This is a genomic window from Peterkaempfera bronchialis (genome assembly GCF_003258605.2).
Classification (GTDB): domain Bacteria; phylum Actinomycetota; class Actinomycetes; order Streptomycetales; family Streptomycetaceae; genus Peterkaempfera; species Peterkaempfera bronchialis.
The window spans coordinates 1,071,926-1,092,552 of sequence record NZ_CP031264.1; the positions used below are offsets into that span (position 1 = coordinate 1,071,926).

15 protein-coding genes and 1 pseudogene are annotated in these 20,627 nt (G+C 75.2%); 4 read left to right on the forward strand and 12 right to left on the reverse strand.

Annotated features, from left to right (window positions below; genetic code table 11):
- Nucleotides 1–30: 30 nt before the first annotated feature.
- From C7M71_RS04665 to C7M71_RS04705, 9 genes are all read right to left on the reverse strand, one after another.
- The gene (locus C7M71_RS04665; protein ID WP_111494607.1) at nt 31–918 is read right to left on the reverse strand and encodes a hypothetical protein; all 888 of its coding nucleotides are present in this window, start codon (nt 916–918) and stop codon (nt 31–33) included.
- Nucleotides 915–1,898: a type II secretion system F family protein gene (locus C7M71_RS04670; protein WP_111494605.1), complete on the reverse strand. Its 984-nt coding sequence runs from the start codon at nt 1,896–1,898 to the stop codon at nt 915–917. Before C7M71_RS04670 ends, C7M71_RS04665 begins: the two co-directional genes overlap by 4 nt.
- Entirely contained in the window at nt 1,898–3,484 is a 1,587-nt protein-coding gene (locus C7M71_RS04675) for a CpaF family protein (protein WP_229758542.1), read from the reverse strand. Before C7M71_RS04675 ends, C7M71_RS04670 begins: the two co-directional genes overlap by 1 nt.
- On the reverse strand, nt 3,474–5,057 hold the full coding sequence (locus C7M71_RS30970; RefSeq protein ID WP_175607632.1) for a hypothetical protein: 1,584 nt from the start codon (nt 5,055–5,057) through the stop codon (nt 3,474–3,476). The genes C7M71_RS04675 and C7M71_RS30970 overlap by 11 nt, the downstream gene beginning before the upstream one ends.
- Nucleotides 5,057–5,794, reverse strand: coding sequence for an SAF domain-containing protein (locus C7M71_RS32520; RefSeq protein WP_265737640.1), 738 nt, complete (start codon nt 5,792–5,794; stop codon nt 5,057–5,059). Before C7M71_RS32520 ends, C7M71_RS30970 begins: the two co-directional genes overlap by 1 nt.
- 91 nt (nt 5,795–5,885) lie before the next feature.
- A complete protein-coding gene (locus C7M71_RS04690) occupies nt 5,886–6,830 on the reverse strand; it encodes a hypothetical protein (protein ID WP_111495239.1) in 945 nt (314 codons plus the stop codon).
- Complete coding sequence (locus C7M71_RS04695) at nt 6,824–7,339, reverse strand: hypothetical protein (RefSeq protein ID WP_111495237.1); 516 nt, start codon at nt 7,337–7,339, stop codon at nt 6,824–6,826. The genes C7M71_RS04690 and C7M71_RS04695 overlap by 7 nt, the downstream gene beginning before the upstream one ends.
- Before the next feature lie 304 nt (nt 7,340–7,643).
- Nucleotides 7,644–8,480, reverse strand: coding sequence for a hypothetical protein (locus tag C7M71_RS04700; protein WP_111495235.1), 837 nt, complete (start codon nt 8,478–8,480; stop codon nt 7,644–7,646).
- Nucleotides 8,481–8,626: 146 nt separating this feature from the next.
- Nucleotides 8,627–9,400, reverse strand: a complete 774-nt coding sequence (locus C7M71_RS04705) for a ferritin-like domain-containing protein (RefSeq protein WP_111492860.1) — start codon at nt 9,398–9,400, stop codon at nt 8,627–8,629.
- 427 nt (nt 9,401–9,827) lie between these two features.
- Here C7M71_RS04705 and C7M71_RS04710 point away from each other — a divergent pair, with 427 nt between their 5' ends.
- The 4 genes and pseudogenes from C7M71_RS04710 to C7M71_RS31455 all read left to right on the forward strand — a co-directional run.
- Nucleotides 9,828–11,093 carry an MBL fold metallo-hydrolase gene (locus C7M71_RS04710; protein ID WP_407675861.1) on the forward strand — a complete coding sequence of 422 codons (1,266 nt, stop codon included), beginning with the start codon at nt 9,828–9,830 and terminating at the stop codon, nt 11,091–11,093.
- Nucleotides 11,094–11,319: 226 nt separating this feature from the next.
- Nucleotides 11,320–12,288 (forward strand): EamA family transporter, encoded by a 969-nt coding sequence (locus tag C7M71_RS04715; protein WP_111492861.1) that lies wholly within the window; start codon nt 11,320–11,322, stop codon nt 12,286–12,288.
- 84 nt (nt 12,289–12,372) lie between these two features.
- Complete coding sequence (locus C7M71_RS04720) at nt 12,373–14,409, forward strand: S9 family peptidase (RefSeq protein WP_111492864.1); 2,037 nt, start codon at nt 12,373–12,375, stop codon at nt 14,407–14,409.
- A gap of 8 nt (nt 14,410–14,417) precedes the next feature.
- Nucleotides 14,418–14,513 (forward strand): annotated as a pseudogene (locus C7M71_RS31455) (VOC family protein); the annotation flags it as partial.
- Nucleotides 14,514–14,554: 41 nt separating this feature from the next.
- Here the strand turns inward: C7M71_RS31455 and C7M71_RS04730 are convergent.
- The 3 genes from C7M71_RS04730 to C7M71_RS04740 form a co-directional block, all read right to left on the reverse strand.
- The gene (locus C7M71_RS04730) at nt 14,555–15,505 is read right to left on the reverse strand and encodes a DUF389 domain-containing protein (protein ID WP_111492862.1); all 951 of its coding nucleotides are present in this window, start codon (nt 15,503–15,505) and stop codon (nt 14,555–14,557) included.
- A 664-nt stretch (nt 15,506–16,169) separates the two neighbouring features.
- Nucleotides 16,170–19,025: a DUF7824 domain-containing protein gene (locus C7M71_RS04735; protein WP_229758543.1), complete on the reverse strand. Its 2,856-nt coding sequence runs from the start codon at nt 19,023–19,025 to the stop codon at nt 16,170–16,172.
- A complete protein-coding gene (locus C7M71_RS04740; protein WP_114914188.1) occupies nt 19,022–20,446 on the reverse strand; it encodes an SWIM zinc finger family protein in 1,425 nt (474 codons plus the stop codon). Before C7M71_RS04740 ends, C7M71_RS04735 begins: the two co-directional genes overlap by 4 nt.
- Between the last annotated feature and the right edge of the window lie 181 nt (nt 20,447–20,627).

The window sequence follows — 20,627 nt, forward strand, 5'->3', positions numbered from 1 at the left end:
CGGCAGGGGCTGCGGAGCGGCTGAGGGGGTTCAGCCGCTGTTGAGCATCTGGTACAGGGCGGGGAACGCGATCAGGGCGGTCATCAGCATCGTCAGCGCCGAGCCGGGGGCCACCATCCGCTCGCTGTCGGTGTTGGCCCGGGCCAGGTCCTCGGCGAGCAGTTCGGACCGCAGGGACTTGGCGCGGGCGCGCAGGGTGTCGTAGACGGCGGCGCCGTCGGTGCCGGAGATGCGCATGATGTCGGCGACGTCCTGGAGCGGGGTCAGGCCCAGTTCGGCGGCGAGCGCCTCCAGTCCGTCCCACGGGGGCAGCCGGTCGGTGGCAGCCCGGTCGAGGGCGTCGGAGAGCCGCCGGAAGACGGCGCCCCGGCCGACGGCGGCCGCCCGGATCAGGGAGTCCGCCGGGCCGCAGTCGGCCGCCCGCTCCAGGGCGACCAGTTCCAGGTAGGAGGCGATGGCGTGCAGATACTCGACGCGCGCCTCCTTGGCCTCGCCGCGCACCACGCCGTCCGGTACCAGCCAGAGCAGCGCGGCCAGTACCGGTCCGGCGAGGGCGGGCAGGATCAACGGCAGGGCGACGTCCAGCATGGCCGCCAGCGCCCCCAGATAGGCGGGCAGCAGCAGCCCGAGCAGCGCGAAGAGCAGCTTGTGCACCATGAAACGCGCCGGGGTGCGGCCGATCAGGGACAGCTCGCGGTGCGGGATGCGCGCCCCGGGGAGGGTGGTGAGCCGTTCGCCCAGCCGGTCGTACCAGGCCGGTTGGGCGGTCGCCGCACCCGGCCGGTCGCGCGCCGGGGTGCGGTGCAGCCGGTCCAGCGCGGGTCCGAGGTCGGGCGGCGCGGGGCGCAGCTCGGAGACCAGCAGGGCGACCCCGGCTGCGGCGCCGGCCCCGGCCAGCACGGCCCAGGGGGAGATCATCGCGACTCCTTGCCGGTCGTCAGCGGGGCGGCGGCCTCGGCCGGCTCGGACCCGGGCTCGGGCTCGGGGTCGGCGTCCGGCCGGGGGGCTCCGACGCGGCTGCGCCGGTCGGGCTCCAGCAGGCGGGGCAGCGGCGGGTGGGACGCCAGGTTGCGCATCCAGAGGACGACGCCGATGAAGGCGACGGCCAGCACCGCCAGCACCAGCTGCCCGAGGGCGGTGCTGTAGGGGGCGGTGTAGTGGCGGTTGAAGGAACCGACCACCACCACGCCGAGGATGATGGTGACCAGCCAGCGCACGGTGGTGCGGTGCTTGGCCCGGTCGGCCTCGATGGCCCGGCGCTGCCGCACCTCCTCGCGTACCGACTCGGCCATGTCGGCGAGCGCCCGGGCGAGCCCCGGGCCCCGGTCGGAGGCCCGCAGCACCAGCGCGGCGAGCACCTTGTCGACGGTGGCGTCGCAGAGCTGGTCGGCGAAGGCGCGCAGCGCGTCCTCCGGCCGCCAGCGGGCCTGCAACCGGGAGGCCAGATCGGCGAGTTCGTCCTCCAGCAGCGCGGGCGCGGTACGGCGGCTGGTGACGATGGCCTGCTCCAGGCCGACGCCGAGCAGCAGCACATCGGCGAGGCGCTGGGTCCACTCGGCGAGCGCCTCCAGCTTCTCCACCCGGTGGGTGTGCGAGCGGGTGGTGTCGAAGAGCCAGGGGATGCCGAAGACCGCGACGGGGACCAGCAGCACGGTCAGCGGGACTCCGCTGAAGAGCCACATCAGCGGCCCACCGACGGCCGAGCCCGCGACCTGGATCCGGCGCAGGCGCAGGGTGCGCGGGTCGGCGGTGCCGGGGGCGCCGTACCAGAGGGTGCGCAGCCGCAGGGCGAGCGGGCTGGGGGCGGCGGCCTCGGGGCGGTCGCTGCCGATGAGCCCGGCGACCAGGCCGACCAGCCCGGCGGCCACCGCCGCTCCGCAGACGACATAGAGCAGCATCAGACCCGCCCTCCGATCCGCAGGTCCAGGGGTGCGCCCCAGGCGCCGTACGGGGATTGCAGCATCCGGGCGTCGAAGCCGACCCGGCGCAGGTCGTCCAGGCAGGAGGGCGGGGTGTGCGGGACGGCGCGGGGCTCGGCGTCGCGCGGGCCGAAGACGGTGTTCATGGCGGGCCGGCCGCTCTCGCCGAGCCCGACCACCTCCAGGACATGGGAGACGAAGCGGTGGCGGCGACCGCCGACGGCGGTCTCGTCGACCATCGCCACATGGACGACGAAGTCGACGGCGTTGGCGGTGAGCCGGTAGGCCAGGGTGTCGGTCATATGGGCGCCGTACTCCAGGCAGAGTTCGGCGATGCGGTCCACCACCATGTGCGGGCCACGGGCGTGCAGGGTGCACATGGAGCCGCCCTCGCCGTTGGTCATCACCCGCAGCATGGGGACGACCTCGGAGGAGCGGACCTCGCCGACGATGATCCGGGAGAGGGTCATCCGCAGGGCGGCGGGGATGAGTTCACCGATGGTCAGCTCGCCGGCGATGCGTCCGTCGACGCGTTCGCCGTTGCCCTCCCGGGCCTCCATGGGGACGACCTGGCGCAGGTGGCCGAGCGTGTGCAGCCACAGCTCGTACTCGCTCTCCAGGGTGCCCACCCGCTCGTCCGGCGGGATCTCCCCGGCCATGGCGCGCAGCAGGCTGGTCTTGCCGACGCCCTGGGTGCCGGTGATCATCACATTCTTGCGGGCCCGGATCGCGGCGGACAGGAACGCGGCCAGGGTGGTGTCCACGCTGCCCAGCCCGACCAGGTCGCGCAGGGTCGCGGAGGCCACCCGGTGGCGCCGGATCGCCACATACGGGCGGGGGGTGACCTCGGTCAGCGCCTGGAGGCGCATCCCGCCCTCCAGCCGCAGGGCGAGGGTGGGGCTGGCGGTGGAGAGGCTGCGCTCGCCGCCGCCGTGCTGGCGGGCCAGGTCCTGGAGGAGTTCGACCAGCTCGGTGTCGCTGTCGGCGACCGGGGGGACCTGGCGCAGCGGCTGGTGGACCCGGGACACCCAGACGTCGTCGCAGCCGTTGATGAGGATGTTCTCGATCTCGGGGTCGTCCAGGTAGGGCTGGAGGCGGCCCGCGCGGAACAGCAGGTCGTAGACGGCCTCGGCGAGGGCGCGGTCCTGCTCGCGGGTGGGCGGCACGCCGTGCGCCTGGGCGTGGGCGTCCGACCAGCGGGCGACGGCCTCCTCGATCAGCGCCCGGCCGCGCTGGCGGCGGGTGGCGCCGTCCACCCCGGGGGTGCGGGCCAGCTGCTCGTGCAGCTCGGCGGCGACCTGCCGCTTGAGTTCACGGGCGACCTGCGGGTCCACGGCGGGGGCGATGCCGTACCGGGCCGGGCCAACGCCGGGGCCCGGGCCTGGGCCTGGGCCTGGGCCTGGGCCTGGGCCGACCGGGGGCCTGACCAGGTCGGCGGGCAGCTGGGCGGCGGTGGCCGAGGCGGTGGGATGCGGCTGGGGGCCGCCGTAGGGGTGGCCGTTGACGGGTGGGATCGCCACCGGGAAGGCGTCGGCGGGGCGGCCGTGCAGGGGCTTACCGCGCACGGAGCACCTCCTCCCCCTGGTCGTTCCCGGTGGCGGGACCGACCGGGCCGGGGAACGGCGCGGGCGGCGCGGGCTGCGGAGCCGCCGGGCCGGGGAACGGTGGGCGTGGGGCAAATGGCTGCTGCTCGCCGCCGGTGTCGAACGCCCTTCCCGGAGGCGGCGGTTGAACACCCGGCACGGGAGCGGCAAACGGGCCGGTGGAGGCGGGCGACGGCGGGCGCGGCGCAAACTGCTGCTGCTCGCCACCGAGGTCGAACGCCCTTCCCGGAGGCGGCGGTTGAACACCCGGCACGGGAGCGGCAAACGGGCCGGTGGAGGCGGGCGACGGCGGGCGTGGGGCAAATGGCTGCTGCTCGCCACCGGGGGCGGGGGCCGCAACGGTGAAGGGGGCGAACGCCCCTCCTGGAGGTTGGGCACCCGGCACCGGAGCACCGAACTGACCAGCAGCAGCGGGCGACGGCGGGCGTGGGGCGAAGGGCTGCCGGTCGCCGGCGGCGGCGGGGACGGTGAAGGGGTCGAACGCCCGTCCCGGAGGCGGCGGTTGAACACCTGGCACGGGAGCGGCGAACGGGCCCGGTAACGGACCGGCGGCACCGGGGCCGGGCGAGGGCGCGGGCGTCCCCATGGGCCGACCGCCGGGATGCGGTGCCGGGAACGGTTCCGGGGCCGTGGCCGGGTACTGCGAGCCCGGGAAGGCGCCGGGCGCGGGCGGCTGCGGGGCGAGGCCGGCCAGGGGCGTGCCCGGCCCCGGGGCGGCGGCGCTCTGCGGTCCGCCCTCGGCCTGCGGGGCGAGCCGTACCCGCCGCCGCCCGACCAGCACGCGCACCTCGTCGGCGGCCGACCGGGCCGCCCGCATCAGCCCGGAGCGCACAAACCGCCGGTCGCTGCTCTCCCCGCCGTCGGAGAGCACCCGGGCGGTCCCCGGCGCATACGGCAGCAGCCCCAGCACGGGCACACCCAACTCGCGGGAGACATCGGCGGCCGGGTACGGCCCCTCCTGGATCAGCAGCATCCCCAGGGCGTCGGACCCGGTGCCGGAGCTGTCCAGGTCCTCCCGGAGCGCGGCCAGTCGCGGGCGGGCGGCGCTCAGTCCGCGCAGGGTGTTGCGTACGGTGACCAGCACGGCGTCGGCGCGGCGGACGAGGGCGGCGCTCGGCCCGTACGCGCCGGAGCGGCCGAGGTCGAGGATGACGTCGTAGCCGTGCGGCTCCAGCGCGTGGAACGCCTCGATCAGCGGTTCCCAGGTGTAGGCGAGGCCGACCGCCTGGGCGGGGTCGGTGAGGCCGGGCAGCAGCAGGCGGTCGGCGGTGCCGCCGGGTGACAGGTCGACCAGCTGGTCCCACAGCTCCTCGGTGAGTCGGCCGCGCCGGTCGGCGACGGCCAGGTTGCGCAGCCCGTACACCGCCTCGATGCGGCCCTCCAGCGCGCCCGCGAGCACGGCGCCGCCGTCCGGGTCGCACTCGGCGAGCAGCACCCGGCGGCCCTCCGCCAGCGGCCAGGCGAACAGCAGGGCGAGGGCGGAGGTGGTCGCCCCGGGTGCGCCCGGGGTACCGGCTACCGCGATCACCGCCATCAGCCGCCGCTCCTCTGCGAGGTGGAGGCGAGGATCACCTGGAATTTGCCGCCGGCCACGGTCTCGGCCAGCCGGGGCCCGTCCGCCTCGTCGACGGCCATGTCGACCACCACGGTGCCGTCGGTGTCGGCGCCGCCGACGGTGACCACGGTGGCGGTGAAGGTCTGGGACCGGGGCGCGGTGTCGCCGCCCTGGGTGGAGTCCGGGGTGGAGACCACGATGACCTGCCGCCCGGGTTTGAGGGCGGTGGCGGGCAGTTGGGTGCGTTTGGCGGCGACGCCGACGATCTGCTGGCCGGGCCGCACGATCAGCTTGTCGATGACATCGGCCTTGGTGAGCAGCGAGCCGCGCTTGAGGTCGTTGGTGGCGCGCATGCCCACCGCCCGGTCGAGGTCGGCGCCGTCCAGCGGGTGCAGTGCGGGGTCGCCGGCGATCCGGGCCACGGTGAGGTCGGCGGCGGTGAGCTGCTGTCCGGCGGGTACATCGCGGGCGAGGGCGAGCACGGCGACGCGTTCACCGGTGGCGCTGTAGAGGGCGGCGCCGCCCAGGCCGCCGGCGGCGATCAGCGCGACGGACAGGGCGAGCACGGCCGGACGCCGGCGGCGGGCGCGCAGCGCCCGGGGCGGTGCGACCGCGACCGGCCGGTCCAGCACGGCCCGTTCGGACGGCCGCCCGGGGTCGGCCGGGGTCGGCGGTGGCGGGGACGCCAGCTGCGACGGGAATGCCCTGTTCTCCACCCGACTGTGCCTTCCATGCGTGGCGCCCGTGCCTGTCGGCCGGTGCGCGCGACGTGCGTTGGTGCGGAGCGGTGGTGCGGTGCAGCGCTGGTCAGTTGAGGACCTGTACCTCGGCGACGCGCAGCTGGAGCAGGTTGCTCTCGACGGTGTAGTCGTCGATGGGGTCGATCGGCCGCACCCCGCTGCCGTCGATGGTGGCCTCGATGTACCAGTGCAGGGTGGCGGTGACGGTGAACCGCTCGTCGGGCTGCCCGCCGGAGGACTTGGTGTAGCGGTAGCCGCAGTCGGGGGACCGGGCGCTGCCGTACGCGGCCTTGTACGGGGTACCGGGACCGTCGCAGTAGGTGGAGGCCGAGCTGTCCCCCATGTGCCACTCGACCCGCTTGAGGGTCGCCCTGGCGGTGACGGCGACCCCGCCCGCCCGTGCGGTCGCGCTGGGGTGGTCGAAGGTGCCCGGGTCGCGGTCGTACCAGAGCCAGATCGGCAGGCCGACCAGCAGGGTGCCCTTCTCGCCGGGCGCGGTGTGCAGGGTCGGCGGGTGGAAGGGGATCTCCCTGACGGCCTGCGCGGCCAGTTCGGCCGGGCTCGGCGGGGGCGGTGCACCCGGAGCCGTGGCGGCCCAGAGCGGCTGGCCGCCGCCGAGGGTGCCGTCCACGTAGCAGAGGCGGTCGTACACGGCGCCGCCGTTCGCCGGGTCGTGGCCTAGCCAGGCCGGGTCGTCGGCCGGCGGCTGGGGGGTGGACTCCTTCCAGTAGCAGCCGTCGCTGCTGTTGAACCAGGCCCCGTCCCGGGTGCAGGGCACCTGCTCGCCGTTCCAGGAGCAGGTCTGCCCGCCGCCGGAGCCGCTGCCGCTGCCGCCGGAGGAACCGCTGCCGGGGGAGCCCGGGTCCTGGGCGACCACGCAGATCCCGTTGTTGTGGCACTCCTCCAGACCTCCGCCGCCGCCCGAGTCGGCGGCGGCCGGACCCGTGCCCGCGACCAGGGCGCCGAGGAGCAGCGCCGCACAGGCGGCGGTCCGCCGCGACGCCCTCAGCATGTCCGCTCCGTCTCGGGCTTGAGCTCGGTGATCAGCCAGCCCTGGTCGGTGTGGCGGGCGGTGGCCGTCACCATGTACCGGCTGAGCCGCTGCTTCGGGTCCCTGATCTGCTTGGTACGCGCGTCGGCCTGGTGCCACTCCCGGACGTCGAGGCAGTCCTCGACGGTCGCGGTCTGCGGGGTGGCGTCCAGGTCCAGTGCGACGACCCTCGCATCGCTGCGGGGGCGTCCCTGCATCACCATGCCGGCCTCCCGGAGGCGGTAGACGTTGGCCAGGGAGTCGCTGAGGGCCTGCCCGGTGGAGAAGAGGCCGATCCCGACGCCCGACTTGGAGGTGTTGGCGAAGGCCGTGATCCGGGCCTCCCACCAGCTGGTGTAGCGGGCCAGCACCTGATGGGCGGCGGCGCCCTTGGCGCCGCTGTCCGGTACGGCGGGCTGCGGCGGGCGCTGGGTCGTCTCGGCCGCCGATGGAGCGGCGGAGGTCTGCGGGCGGCTGCCGAGGCGGTCCACGGGGGAGCCGTCGGAGCCGGAGCCCGCACAGGCCGTCAGCAGCAGGGTGGCTGGAAGCAGCAGTGCCAGGAGTGCCGTCGGGGATGGCCGGAACCCGACTCCGCTCCCCCGCCCTCCTCCGGTCCGGCGGTCGGCCGCCGGAGGGCGTAACGCGTGCTCATGTCGTCGCATGGGCCCCCCTCGCCGCATTCCGACCCACGTGTGCCAGTGGTCAGCAGAATATGCCTGTCGGACCGTCATGTCCGCTGTAGGGCCGAATCTTCGTCGTCCCGTCAGCTTCCGGCAATACCAAGGGTCACTGAGACTACGCAGAGGGTGGGCGGCTTGGGGAGTCCTTCCGCCCGAGAACAGCAAGGAGTTCCCCGGAAAGCGGCATTCCGGACAGCTTGCCTCGCAGCGCAGCCGGATTGCGCAACAGGAGCCGCCCGCCTGCGGACGGCACTACCATGCGCGCCCCCGTGCGCCCCTGTGCGCCCAGCTGTTCGCAGACCGCCGGGTGCAGATCCGCCGGGGAGACCGCCGCCGGAAGGCCCGGTACGCCCTGCTGCACCAGCCGCACCACCGCCTCGGCGAACGAGCCGTCGCCGCCCGGCACCGTGGCACCGCGCCCCCGCCGACCCGGCACCCAGGGCGCCACCCGGCCCCAGAGCGGAACCCGGGAGTGGTCCAGCAGTTCGGCCGGGCCGCCGCCCTCGCGGCCCAGCGCCTCCCACACCTCCCGGTCGACCACCGCGTCCACCAGCAGCAGCGTCTCGGCGTGCCCGCCGTGGACCATGGCGCTCACCACCCAGTCCCAGGCCAGCCCGCGCCGGTAGGCGTTCTCCCGGGTGCTGCCGGCGGTGACCAGCGCCAGCCGCCGCAGCCGGGGATCGGCGACCAGCCGTCCCAGCAGGCAGACCACCAGGAACCGGCCCTCGCGCCCGGCCGCCTCCTGAACGGCCGTCAGCATGGTGTTGGCCTCCGCGTCCGGCGGCACCAGCACCGTACGGCCGGGTTCGGGGACCCCGTCGTACCAGGCCCCGGGCAGCGCCCCGGCCAGCAGTCCGGCACCCCGGCCGGCGTCTGCGGACCCCGCGAGGGCACGCTCGTTCCCGCACTCCGCACCTATCACGACCAGATCCGCTGCCAGGCTCCCGCCCACGGCCCCTCCTCGCTGCTGCTCCCACTGTGGCGCACGACGGCGCCGTACGGGGGCCGGACGGCGGTGCCCGCGTACGCCGGACCTCAGCCGGGGGCGCGGCGGGGCACGGCGGCGCAGTGGGGCGCGGCGGGGCGCGGTGGCGGCGGTCACCCCACCGGGACCGGGCGGACCCCCATCGCATTGCGCTTCGCCGGCAGCCGCAACCGCACCATCCGCCGCCACCCGTGGGCCGCCTCGTAGAGGTAGAGCAGATGGAGGCCGGCGGCCAGCGCGGCCCGCTGCGGTCGGGGCCAGCCCAGGATGTCCCCCATCCGGCGCATGACGGCCAGTCCGACGTCGCGGTGGGTGCGGATCTCGACCCGGGCGGTCTGCCGCAGCAGCGCCCGGATGGCGCGGCTGTGCCCCTGGTCGGCGAAGCGCAGCAGTTCCTCCTGGCAGTAGGCCAGATGGTTGGCCTCGTCCGCCGAGATCAGGCGGACCGCCCGGCCGATCTCCGGATGGTCGCCGAGGACCCGGGCCAGCAGCCGCATCTCCTCGGCGGCCCGCTGCTCGGTGACCCGGCTGTGGACCAGATAGGTGATGACGTCGCGGTCGTCGAGCGGGCGGTCGGAGCGCAGCCGCTCATGCAGCAGCCCGATGCCCTGCCGCTCCAGCAGCATGCAGTAGTCGGTGTCGGGTGGGACGGGCACCGGCTCCAGCCCCCGTCTGCGGAGCAGTTGGGCGAAGATCCGGCCGTGTTTGCGCTCGTCGGCGCCATGGCGGGCGATCTTGGGTGCCAGCTCCTGGTCCTTGACCAGGGCGGCGATGCGTTCGTTCTCCCACCCGCCTTGGTTCTCGTCCTGCGCGGCGATGCTGCAGAAGAGCCGGTATGCCTCGTCGCTGTCGTGGATGGAGCGGAAGAGAGTGCGCACGGTGAGCATGGCAACCACCTCTCGGACGGCGCGTCACTCGACGGCGGCGCCGGAGCCGGGGCCTGCTCCATACGGGCGGACACCCGGTGGCGGTGGTACGGACCGGCAGCCACTCGCATCGTAGCGGCAAGGGGTCCGCCCCGCCCGCGCAGCGGCTTCGGGCGGGCGTCGGGCAGCTGTTTCCGGCGGGCGTCGGCCGAGCCGGGGACAGGAGCTGGGCGGGTTGCGGGGATTGTGGTGGTTTGCAGTGTTTATGGCTGGTTGCGGGGCTTGCGGAGGGCTGCGGAAGGTACGGGTTGCGTCCCTTCCGTCAACCTGCGTCACTCGCGCCGTCCCCGGGTAGTCTGCGGTGGAGACGGTCGGCGTACGGTCGCGGTCGGGCAGCGGGGCCGTCCGCCGCTCCGGATCGCGTCCGACCCCCGACCGAGGAGGCGCCGTGCCCGGCTCCACCCCGTGGTTCTCCCGGCCCACCGGCCTGTCCCGCCTCCCCGGGGCCGACCGGGTCCGCTCCCTGCCCGGCGCCGCACTGCGGCGGCTGCGGCCGGCGGCCTTCGGCGCCGAACCCTCCGGTGCCCGGCTGGAACGCATCCTGCGGTCACCCCACTTCGTGGACGGCGCCTTTCGCAACCCGGTGCCCACCCGCCGGCTGGTGACCGGTTCGCCGCTGCCCGGGCTGCGGGCGATCCTGACCGCCGACCGGTCGCGCAGGGTTCCGGCCGCCGCGGTGCCGCTGCGCCGGCTGACCGCCGCGGACTTCGCCGAGCCGCCCGCCTCCGGCCTGCGGACGACCTGGATCGGGCATGCCACGGTCTTTGTCGAGATCGACGGCCGCCGGGTGCTGATCGACCCGGTGTGGGGTGAGCGCTGCTCCCCTTTCGCCAGCTTCGGGCCCCGGCGTCTGCACCCGGTGCCGGTACCGCTGAGCGAACTGGGGCCGGTCGATGTGGTGGTGGTCTCCCATGACCACTACGACCACCTGGACATGGGGACGGTGCGGGCGCTGATCGACACGAAGGCGGTCTTCGCGGTGCCGCTGGGCGTCGGCGCCCACCTGGAGCACTGGGGGGTGCCGCAGCGGCGGATCGTGGAGCTGGACTGGTGGGAGTCGGCGGAGGTGGCGGGCCTGACGCTCACCGCGACCCCGGCCCGCCACTACTGCAGCCGGGGCCCGCGCACCAGCCCCCATCTGCTCTGGGCGTCCTGGGTGGTCGCCGGTCCGGAGCACCGGGTGTTCCACAGCGGCGACACCGGGTACTTCCCGGGCTTCGCGGAGATCGGCGAACGGCTGGGGCCGTTCGACGCGACGATGGTGCAGATCGGGGCGTACAGCGACTTCTGGCCCGAGGTGCATATGACGCCCGAGGAGGGCGTACGGGCGCACCAGGAGTTGCGGGGCGCCGTGCTGCTGCCGATCCACTGGGGCACCTTCGACCTGGCGCCGCATCCGTGGGAGGAGCCTGCGGAGCGCTCGGTGGCGGCGGCGCGGGCCGCCGGGGCCGTACTGGTGGCGCCGCGCCCCGGTGACCCCCTGGAACCGGCCGACCCCCCGGCACTGCAACTGTGGTGGCGGGCGGTGGCAGCGGTCCCGCAGGGCGCGGAGCAGCCGGCGCACGGCGCACCGCTGCCGGAGCGGGCGGAGACGGCGGGTACCACGCCCCCGCCCGAGGAGGGCACCGTCCAGCCGGACGGCGTCCCGGTCTGAGGCTCCTGAGGCCCGAGGCCCGAGCCCGCGAGCAAGCGGGGCTCGGGCCTCGGTCCGTTTGCGGGCTGTCCCCTTTCACCGGCTGTTTCACCGGCTGCGGGCCCGATGGACGCCCCCCGGTACTGCCTCCGCGCCTGCCCGCCGCCGCCTTCCCGCTGGCGCGCGGGCGCCGCCATGCGGTGTGATGGCCCGCGGAGTCGTACAGCACCATCAGGAGGAGACGCCCATGACAGCCCCCGCCCCGGAGACGCCCCCGGGCATCGTCGGCCAGGACGCGGACGCCCCATCGGCCATGCCGCCGACGAAGCCGCGCATCAGCGGCGCCGTATGGGGCGCCCTCGCCATCGTCTACGTCGTCTGGGGCTCGACCTACCTGGGCATCCGGATCGCGGTGGAGACCATGCCGCCGTTCCTCTCCGCTGCGGCCCGCTTCCTGGTGGCGGGGGCGCTGCTGGCCGGGCTGGTGGCCTGGCGGCAGGGCCCGGCCGCGCTGCGGGCCACCCCGCGCCAGCTCGGCTCCGCCGCCCTGGTCGGCCTGCTGCTCCTGCTCGGCGGCAACGGCCTGGTGGTACTCGCCGAGACCTCGGTGCCGTCCGGGCTCACGGCGCTGCTGATCGCGGTGGTCCCCGTCTGGGTGGTGCTGCTCCGCACCGCCTCCGGCGACCGTCCCCGGACGGCGACCTTCGGCGGGGTGCTGCTGGGCCTGGTGGGCCTGCTGGTACTGACCGTGCCCGGCCTCAGCGGCGAGGTGAAGCTCGGCGGCCTGGTCACCGTGATCGCGGCCACCCTGATGTGGTCGACCGGCTCCTTCTCCGCCGCCCGCATCCCCATGCCCGCCAACCCCTTCGCCACCAGCGCCTATGAGATGGTCGCGGGCGGACTCGGCTGCCTGCTGCTCGGACTGGCCCGGGGCGAGCAGCACGGCCTGGACCTGGCGGCGGTCTCCACCCGCTCCTGGCTGGCCCTGGCGTACCTGGTGGTCTTCGGCTCCCTGGTGGCCTTCACCGCCTACGCCTGGCTGCTGCACTCGGCACCACTGTCCCTGGTCGCCACCTACGCCTACGTCAACCCGGTGGTGGCCGTCTTCCTGGGGTGGCTGGTCCTCAGCGAGCCCCTCTCCTGGCCGATCCTGCTGGGCGGCGCCATCGTGGTGGCCGGAGTCTGCGTGGTGGTCAGCACCGAACGGCGGCACTGAGCCCCCGCGCATTCGCGGAGGGATGAGCCGCACACCCCGTCGGGCTCTGGTGCGCGGCCGGAGTGGGATAGCAGGATGATCGGCATGCACGACACCACTGCCTTCCACGACCTGGCCGCGTTCACCGCACTGCCCCGGGTCTCCTCCCTGGCGCTCTCCCCGGACGGAACCCGTCTGGTGACGGCCGTTCAGGACCTGGCCGCCGACGGCACCCGCTACATCGGGGCGCTCTGGGAGGTCGACCCCGCCGGAGTGCGCCCCGCTCGCCGGCTCACCCGGTCCGGAAGCGGCGAGTCCGCACCCCGCTTCCTCCCCGACGGCACCCTGCTCTTCCTCTCCGCCCGGCCGGACACCGACCCCGGCGAGGGCGAGGAGGACCGCAAGGAGGCCGCCCTCTGGTCGCTTCCGGCCAGCGGCGGCGAGGCCGCACCGCTGCTGGCCCGGCCCGGTGGCATCCATGCCTACGCGGTGGCGACCGGGACGGACCGGATCGCCCTGGTCGCCTCCCTGCTGCCGGGCGCCGAGGACACCGCGCAGGACGCCGCGCTGCGCAAGGCCCGCGAGAAGGCCAAGGTGACGGCGATCCTGCATGAGTCCTCGATGATCCGCCACTGGGACAACGACCTCGGGCCGGACATCCCGCACCTCTTCACGGTGGCCGGGGCGGGCACCGAGCCGTCGGCGCCGATCGACTGCGGCGCGGGCAGCACCCTGGGCATCTCCGGCGCCGCCCTCTCCCCCGACGGCTCACTGGCCGCCTACACGGTCCTCACCGGTACGCGCCCGGACGAGCTGCGCTACGCGGTCGTGGTGTCGGACGCCGCCACCGGCAAGCAGCTGCGCACCGTCGAGGCACCGGACGCCGAGTTCTCCTCCCCCGCCTTCACCCCGGACGGACGCCATCTGGTCTGCGTCCGGGCGCAGCGCATCACCTGGGAGCAGAGCGGTGACCAGACCCTCTGGCTGGTCGACGCCACCGACGGCCAGGACACCGGCCGCGACCTGCTGCCCGGTTTCGACCAGTGGCCGGGCGACCCCGTGGTCTCTCCCCTGCCGAGCGGGGACGGCTCCCCGGTGGTCTTCTTCACCGCCGCCGAGGGCGGCCGGGAACCGGTCTTCCGGGTCTCGGCCGGCAGTGGCGACGTCGTCCGGCTGACCGCCTCCGGCGCCTACACGGACGTGGTTGCCGCACCCGACGGCGCCACCCTCTACGCGCTGCGGTCCGCCGTGGACAGCGCACCCGCCCCGGTCCGACTGGACGCGGCCACTCCCGACCAGCAGCCCGAGCCGCTGCCGTGCCCAGGCGCGGTGGGCGAGCTGCCCGGCACGCTGACCGAGGTCTTCACCTCGGCCGAGGACGGCACCCCGCTGCGTGCCTGGCTGGTGCTGCCGCGCGAAGCCTCCGCCGAGGCGCCGGCGCCGCTGCTGCTCTGGGTGCACGGCGGCCCGCAGAGCAGCTGGAACTCCTGGACCTGGCGGTGGAATCCGTGGGTGGCCGCAGCGGCCGGGTACGCGGTGCTGCTGCCCGATCCGGCGCTCTCCACCGGCTACGGGCAGCGGATGCACCAGCGCGGCTGGGGCGACTGGGGCGGCGCACCCTACCGGGATGTCCTGGCGCTGACCGACGCCGCGCTGGACCGGGACGACCTGGACGCCGACCGCACCGCGATGATGGGCGGCTCCTTCGGCGGCTACATGGCGAACTGGATCGCCACCCAGACCGACCGGTTCAGGGCCATCGTCACCCACGCCAGTCTGTGGAACCTGCCCGCCTTCGCCGCCACCACCGACTTCGCCCCGTACTGGATGCGCCACCACGGCGACCCGCTGGAGCGCACCGAGCGCTACCAGCGGTACTCCCCGCATCTGCGGGTGGCCTCGATCACCACGCCGATGCTGGTGGTCCACGGTGACAAGGACTACCGGGTGCCGATCGGCGAGGCGCTGTCGCTCTGGAGCGATCTGACCCGCTTCGAGGTGCCGGCGAAATTCCTGTACTTCCCGGATGAGGGGCATTGGGTGGTGAAGCCCAACAACAGTCGGCTCTGGTACGCCACCGTGCTGAGCTTTCTGGCCCATCATGTGCTCGGCGAGGAGTGGCGCCGCCCCGAGTTGGTCTGACGCCGCCGCTGGGCGCGGTCAAGCCGGAATACCAGCCGGGCGGTGACAGGTGGCGGGTCTTCGCCGACCCGGCTGGGCATCCCTTCTGGCTGACCGGGAGCTGACGTCAGGAAGCCGATGAACGCCTCGGCGGGGCCCATCGCACTTATGAGGTCGGGCTGGGGCGGTGTTGGCGGCGGCGGGCCAGGGACCAGGCGCCCTGCTGGGCGAGCAGGGTGGCGCTGCCGGCCAGCACGATGCCGACCAGGTTGAGGCCGAGCTGTCCCGCCGAGCCGGCCGCCTGGTGGAGGTCGCGGTAGCCGAGCGCCAGGGCGGCGTTGGCCGCCGCCGGGACGGTGGTGACCGAGATCGCCACGCCCACCAGGGCGCCGGACTTGGCGGAGGTGAGCGAGAGCACCCCGGCGATCCCTGCCAGCAGGGCGACCACGAGGGAGACCCAGTCGGGGTTCCAGATGAAGGAGGTGTTGGGCCGCTTGGCCTCGAACAGCTCCCGGCTGAAGAGGCCGAGAGCGTCCATCAGCTGGGCGAAGCCCACCGTAAGTACCGTCGCCACCGCAAAGCCCACCAGCAGGGCCTGCAAGGACCTCCAGGCCAGCGACGGGCGGCGCTGCACCAGGGCGACGCAGATACCGGCCAGCGGGCCGAACTCCGGCCCGACCACCATCGCGCCCACCACCAGGATCGCGCTGTCCAGCATCGCGCCGCAGGCCGCCAGCATGGTCGCCACGGCGAGGAAGGCCAGGAACGTCACCGAGAGGCTGGACTCCTCGTGGGTGGCCTCGGTGACCTCCTCCCAGACCAGCGCGTCCGCGCCCGCCCCGGGGGCGGCGGCCTCCGCCTGGTCCGCCGAGCGGGAGACGGAGAGGTCCACCTGGTCGGCGACGATCGCCCCCCGGTCGGCGAGCCCGCACGCCTTCAGCTCCGCCAGCAGCTCGTCGGCGGCCTCCCGGGCCACATCGCAGAGCACCAGGTCGCCCGGCGGGCGGCGGGCGGCGCCCGGGAGCACCACGACATGGGTGACGCCGACCGAGGCGGCCAGGCAGTCCTGTACTCGGTCCGCCAGGTCTGCGGGCACGATCAGGCGTAGATGCAGCACATCAGCTCCAGCGGTGGACGGGCCGGGGCCCGCTCGGTGATCACCCCTCAACCTACTGTGGCCGGTGGCGAGGCGTCCTGGTACGGGCAACTGCCAGGCGGAGGGCCACCCTCGTACCGGGGTTGTACGGGGGCGGCCCACCAACGGCGACCAGATGGGCGTGCCAGGGCGGCAAGCGGGGCAAAGACCCGCGGGCGCGGCGCTGGCCGGTGGGGAGGCGTCCTGGTGCGGGCAGCTGCCAGGCGGCGGGCCGCCCCCCGTGCCGGGGTTGTACGGGGGCGGCCCGCCGACGGCGACCAGATGGGCGTGCCAGGGCGGCAAGCGAGGCAAAGGCCGGCGGGTGCGGCGCTGGCCGGTGGCGAGGCGTCCTGGTGCGGGCAGCTGCCAGGCGGAGGGCCCCCTCGTACCGGGGCTGTACGGGGGCGGTTCGCCAACACAGGATGGGCGTGCCAGGGCGGCAAGCGAGGCAAAGGCCGGCGGGTGCGGCGCTGGCCGGTGGCGAGGCGTCCTGGTGCGGGCAGCTGCCAGGCGGAGGGCCCCCTCGTACCGGGGCTGTACGGGGGCGGTTCGCCAACACAGGATGGGCGTGCCAGGGCGGCAAGCGGGACAAAGACCGGCGGGCGCGGCGCTGGCCGGTGCCGGGGCGGGCGCGGGCGTGGGTGGCTCAGGTTTCCGGGGAGAGGGCGTCGCGGAGTTGGCGGGCCTCCTTGACCAGGCGGGCGGAGCCGGGGCGGGCCGCCAGCGCGGACACCTCCGGTAGGGCGCCCCGGGCGCCGCTGCGGCGGGCGCAGTCCCCGGCGATCGACAGCAGGTCGCCGGTGCCGCGTACCGGCGGACCGGTGAGCAGGCCGGGCAGCGCGGCCGCGAGCACCGACCAGACGGTGCCATAGGCGCCGGTGCGGGAGGCGGTGCGCAGTGCGTCGGAGAGCCGGTTGGGCTTGACGGCCCCGAGCGCCACCAGTTCGGCGAGCCGCCTGCCGAGCAGGTCGCCGTCGAGGTCGCCGCGCGCCGCCAGGACCAGCAGCGCGTCCACCGCCGCCGCACGGTCCTCGGCGAAGCGGGCGCCGAGTCCATAGCCGACGGCCAGGTGCACGGCCTCGCCCGCCGGGCCGCCCGCCTCGGCGAGCAGCGGCAGCAGGCCGGCCGCACCGCGTTCGTCCTGGTCGGCTCCGGCCACGAAGCGGCGCAGGCAGCGGGCCGCGACCACCTCGCGGAGGTGCGGCAGGACGGCGGGCCAGTGGTCGACGGCGCCGGACCATCCCCAGGTGGCCAGGGACTCGCTGCCCCGGGGACCGGCCGTCCGCAGCAGGACGGCGAGCGGTTCGGCGAGCGGGACGGGGGCACCGATCGCGGGGAGGTACAGCAGGATGCGGCGGTCGTCCGGTTGGGGCGGTCGGCTCGACGGGTCGCCCTGGGCCCGTGCCCGGACGACGGACGGGACGGTGGGGCCTCCGGCGTGCAGCCACTGGGCCAGCTGCTGGCCGTGGGGGGAGGTGAGCGCGTCGGCGGCGGCCACGGTGCCCGGTGTCGCGTCCGGGGTCAGCCGGAGCAGCGCCTGGGAGAAGTCCACCTCGCCCGGGGTCGCGCCCGCCTGCTCGTAGACCTGGAGTCGGCGGACGAGTTCGGCCGGGTCCAGGGCACCGGTGGAGAGGGTCGGGGTGGCCAGCAGGAAGGGCGGGGCGTTCTCACCGGTGATCTGCCAGGCGGCCTCGATGAGGCGGGCGCCCAGCACCTTGCCGAAGATGGTCTGGTGGCCGCGGAACGGCAACCGGCGGCCCTGGTGCGCGGCCTGGAGGTCGGTGCCGGAGTGCCGGCCCAGCACGGCCAGCGCCACATAGGCGATGTCGGCCGGGCCGCAGTCGCCCCAGCCGTTCCCGCTGTCCCAGGTCAGCCACCGCTCCTTGGGCAGCACGGGTTCCAGCGCGGCGGCGAGTGCCTGGCGGTCGCGGTGGGCGTGGCGGACCAGACCGTCCAGGGCCCGCTCGAAGGCGGCGACGCCGGAGTGGGTGGCCAGCATGGCGGCGACCTCCTCGGCCACCTCGGCCGGGGTGGCCGGGGGCGGCGGAAGCGGCTGCGGTTCGGGGGCGGGCGGCAGCAGGTCGGCGGGTTCGTCGGCGGCAGCGGTGGGGGCGGCGCCGAGGAGGACGGCGGCGCGGGTGTGGTGCACCGGGTCCAGCCCCTCGGCGGCGGCGCGGAGTTCGGACAGTACGCCGTCACCGGCCCGGCCGAGGTGACGGGCTATCAGGTTGAGGGCGCGCTCCTGGATCGTGGTGTCCTCGTGGCCCAGCGCGTCGGCGGCGGCCAGGACCGCGTCGGCGGCCCGGCCCGGCTCGCGGCGGGCGACCCGGTCGAGCCAGGACAGCTGACTCCGTACCAGCTTCTTCTCGCTGCGGAAGAGCACGGCGCGGGAGGTCTCGGCGAGGTATTCCGGGTCGAGGCGGCCGTCCGTGTCCAGCGCGGTCAGCACCTGCTGGGCGTGGGCCGCCACCGTGGAGTGGGCGTCCGGTAGCAGCCGGACATAGGTCTGCGCGTGGGCGGCCTGCTCGTCGGGGGTGAGGTCAAGGGCCTCCAGGATGGCGAGGAAGCCGCGCAGGTCGCCGGGGCTGCCGCCGCGCAGCAGCCGGGAGAGGCAGCGGTCGATGAGGTCGGCGCGGTCCAGCACCCCGTCGGCGGCGAGCCGGGCGAGGGCGCCGAACCAGGTGTCCTCGACGGCCGTGCCCTGCCAGGACTGGCCCAGGGCGCCGCCGATGTCGGGGAGGTCGAAGAGGCGCGGCGCGAGCACCGGCAGGTAGCTGTCGGCCCGCAGCCGGTCCAGGAGGGTCCTGCCCTTCGGGAGCGCCTCGACCCCGGGTCCGGGGCGGCGCTGGGCGTGCCCCCAGGTGCGGTTCTCGACCCAGCGGGTGACAAAGGCGTCGGAGGTCGGTACGGGGCTGCCGGTGATCCTCAGCAGGTATTCGACAAACGGGTACTCGCTCCAGCCCCAGAGGGTGTCCCTGCGGTCGGCGAGCCGCTGGGCGACGGCCGCCTGCCACTCCGGCTCCTGCGCCGTGAAGACCTCGATGAGCGGGCGGAAGGCGAAGTCCGCCAGCGCCTCGCGGGCACCGGCGCTGATCCACTGGGCGGCTGCTGCGGCCCCGGTGTTGCAGCCGGTACCGGCGACCAGCAGCGCGGCCTCGCGGTAATCGGTGCGTCGGCCCCACTCCTCACGCAGTTCCCGCCGCAGCTCCCTGAGCCGGGGCAGGCAGGCACGCCGCGCGGCCGGGTCGAGCTCCCGGAGCAGCGCCGGGACCTCGGCCGGGGCCCCGAGACGCACCGCCCGGAAGAGCCGGTCCTGCGGTGTCTCGGCAGGCACGACCCCGTCGGCGGCACCACGGGCGACCACCTGGGCGAGGGCCCCGGCGACCCGGGAGAGCAGCCGGTTCGCGGCCCGCCCGGGCCGCCCGGGCCGCTCGCGCGACTCGGGTCGTTCGGTGCGCCCGTCGGTGGCGGGCTGCGGCTCGGTGACGGTCGGGCTGCTCATCGGGCGCCTCCTCGGGCAACGGCGCCGACGGCGGGACGCGCGGCGGGCGCAGCCGGGACGGCCGAGCGGCGCAGGATGCGGACGGCGAGGGCGTGTTTGCAGGGCCCGCGCCCTCCCCGGTACTTGGCCCACCAGAGGCAGGTGCAGCTGAGCCGCCCGCCCTCGGCGCGGACCCGGTGGTGGTGGTCGTCGACGGTGACGGTGGCCATGGTGTCGTCGTCCAGGCGTACGGCGCCGGCGTCCAGCAGCGCGCGGGCGCCCCGCAGCCGGGGGTTGTGCCGCTCCGCCCGGTCGGCGTCATAGGGCAGCTCACGGTGGAAGTAGGCGGCCTCGGCGGTGTCGTAGCCGATCCGGCCGGCCGTGCCGAGCCGGGTGAGCGCGGCCCGTACCCGCTCCGGGGTCAGCCCGGACTGCGCGGCCAGGTCGGCCAGGTCGATCCGGGGCTCCCAGGCCAGCAGCACCGAGACCAGCTCGGCGTCCTCGGCGGCCTCGTCGGTGGCCAGCGCGTCCAGTACCGCGCCCTCGCCGGAGAAGCCCCGGGAGGCGTCCGGGGAGAGGGTGAGGGTGAGCCGCATGCCGGGCAGCTCCACCTCCCAGGCGGCTGCGGCGGGTGCGCAGCCGGCGGTGGCCGGCGGCCCGTACACCCGCAGCGCCACCGCGTGCCGCAGCACCCGCTGGAGGGCGGCCAGCCGCTCCGGGCCGGGCAGGCAGACGGCGCCGGGCACCGGGCGGGTGGTCGGCCGCAGCGTACGGCCGGCGGGCACCACCCACTGGGCGCCGCGCGCCGCTCCGCGTCCGCCGCCGCGCGGCAGCGTACGCAGGAACCGGACCGCCTCGGCCGCGTCCAGCTCGGCCCGCAGGTCGAAGGCGGCGGCGATCACCTGGGTCTCGGCGAAGCCGCGCAGCCAGCGGTCGGGCAGCGGCACCTTCTTCTCCACCACCGGACCGTCGAAGGTGGTGACGGTGAGTTCGTCCGGACCGACCTGGAGGTGCAGCGGGTCGGCGGAGCCGATGCGGGCCAGCGACTCGCGCAGCGGGTTGTTGACGTCGACATTGGTGGTGCCGTGGCCGATGTCGTCGCCGTCCAGACCGCCGGTGAGCACGTCCAGCCGGGCGTAGACGCCGCAGCAGCCGGAGAAGGACTCAAAGCGCAGCCGGTCGCCGTTGCCGGTGACCACGGGGTCGAGGGAGGCGGGCAGCCGTTGCTGGTAGTAGCGGGCGGCGGCCACGTCGGCGACCGCGAGCAGCGCGGAGGCGGCGGCTTCCGGGTGCGTCAGAAAGCCGCTGAAGAAGCTGGGGTGGGCCATGCCGCCCGCAGGCGTGGCGCCACCGGAGGTCTCCAGGGCGAGGCTGCTGCCGGTGGCCTCGCGGCGGACTGCGGACGGGCGGAGGTAGGCGTATGCCTGTACGGCTTGCGTCATGGCTACGACCGTAGGGACCACCACTGACAATCCGTCGGCGCGCGGCTGTTCCCCTGCGCGGTCCCGGCGGCCGGGAGGCTCGTTTCCGCTTGCACCGGGACCGCGCCGGCCGCGCTCGGGGGAACCGCGGCCGGTCCTGAGCCTTGCACCTCCGATGGGGCATATGCCAGCGGTTGAGGGA

What these genes read in the sequence shown, in the direction of transcription:
- C7M71_RS04665 (WP_111494607.1), bottom strand. Translation starts at nt 918, where the DNA reads ATGATCTCCCCCTGGGCCGTGCTGGCCGGGGCCGGCGCCGCAGCCGGG.
- C7M71_RS04670 (WP_111494605.1), bottom strand. Translation starts at nt 1,898, where the DNA reads ATGCTGCTCTATGTCGTCTGCGGAGCGGCGGTGGCCGCCGGGCTGGTC.
- C7M71_RS30970 (WP_175607632.1), bottom strand. Translation starts at nt 5,057, where the DNA reads ATGGCGGTGATCGCGGTAGCCGGTACCCCGGGCGCACCCGGGGCGACC.
- C7M71_RS04690 (WP_111495239.1), bottom strand. Translation starts at nt 6,830, where the DNA reads ATGCTGAGGGCGTCGCGGCGGACCGCCGCCTGTGCGGCGCTGCTCCTC.
- C7M71_RS04705 (WP_111492860.1), bottom strand. Translation starts at nt 9,400, where the DNA reads ATGCTCACCGTGCGCACTCTCTTCCGCTCCATCCACGACAGCGACGAG.
- C7M71_RS04715 (WP_111492861.1), top strand. Translation starts at nt 11,320, where the DNA reads ATGACAGCCCCCGCCCCGGAGACGCCCCCGGGCATCGTCGGCCAGGAC.
- C7M71_RS04720 (WP_111492864.1), top strand. Translation starts at nt 12,373, where the DNA reads ATGCACGACACCACTGCCTTCCACGACCTGGCCGCGTTCACCGCACTG.
- C7M71_RS04735 (WP_229758543.1), bottom strand. Translation starts at nt 19,025, where the DNA reads ATGAGCAGCCCGACCGTCACCGAGCCGCAGCCCGCCACCGACGGGCGC.
- C7M71_RS04740 (WP_114914188.1), bottom strand. Translation starts at nt 20,446, where the DNA reads ATGACGCAAGCCGTACAGGCATACGCCTACCTCCGCCCGTCCGCAGTC.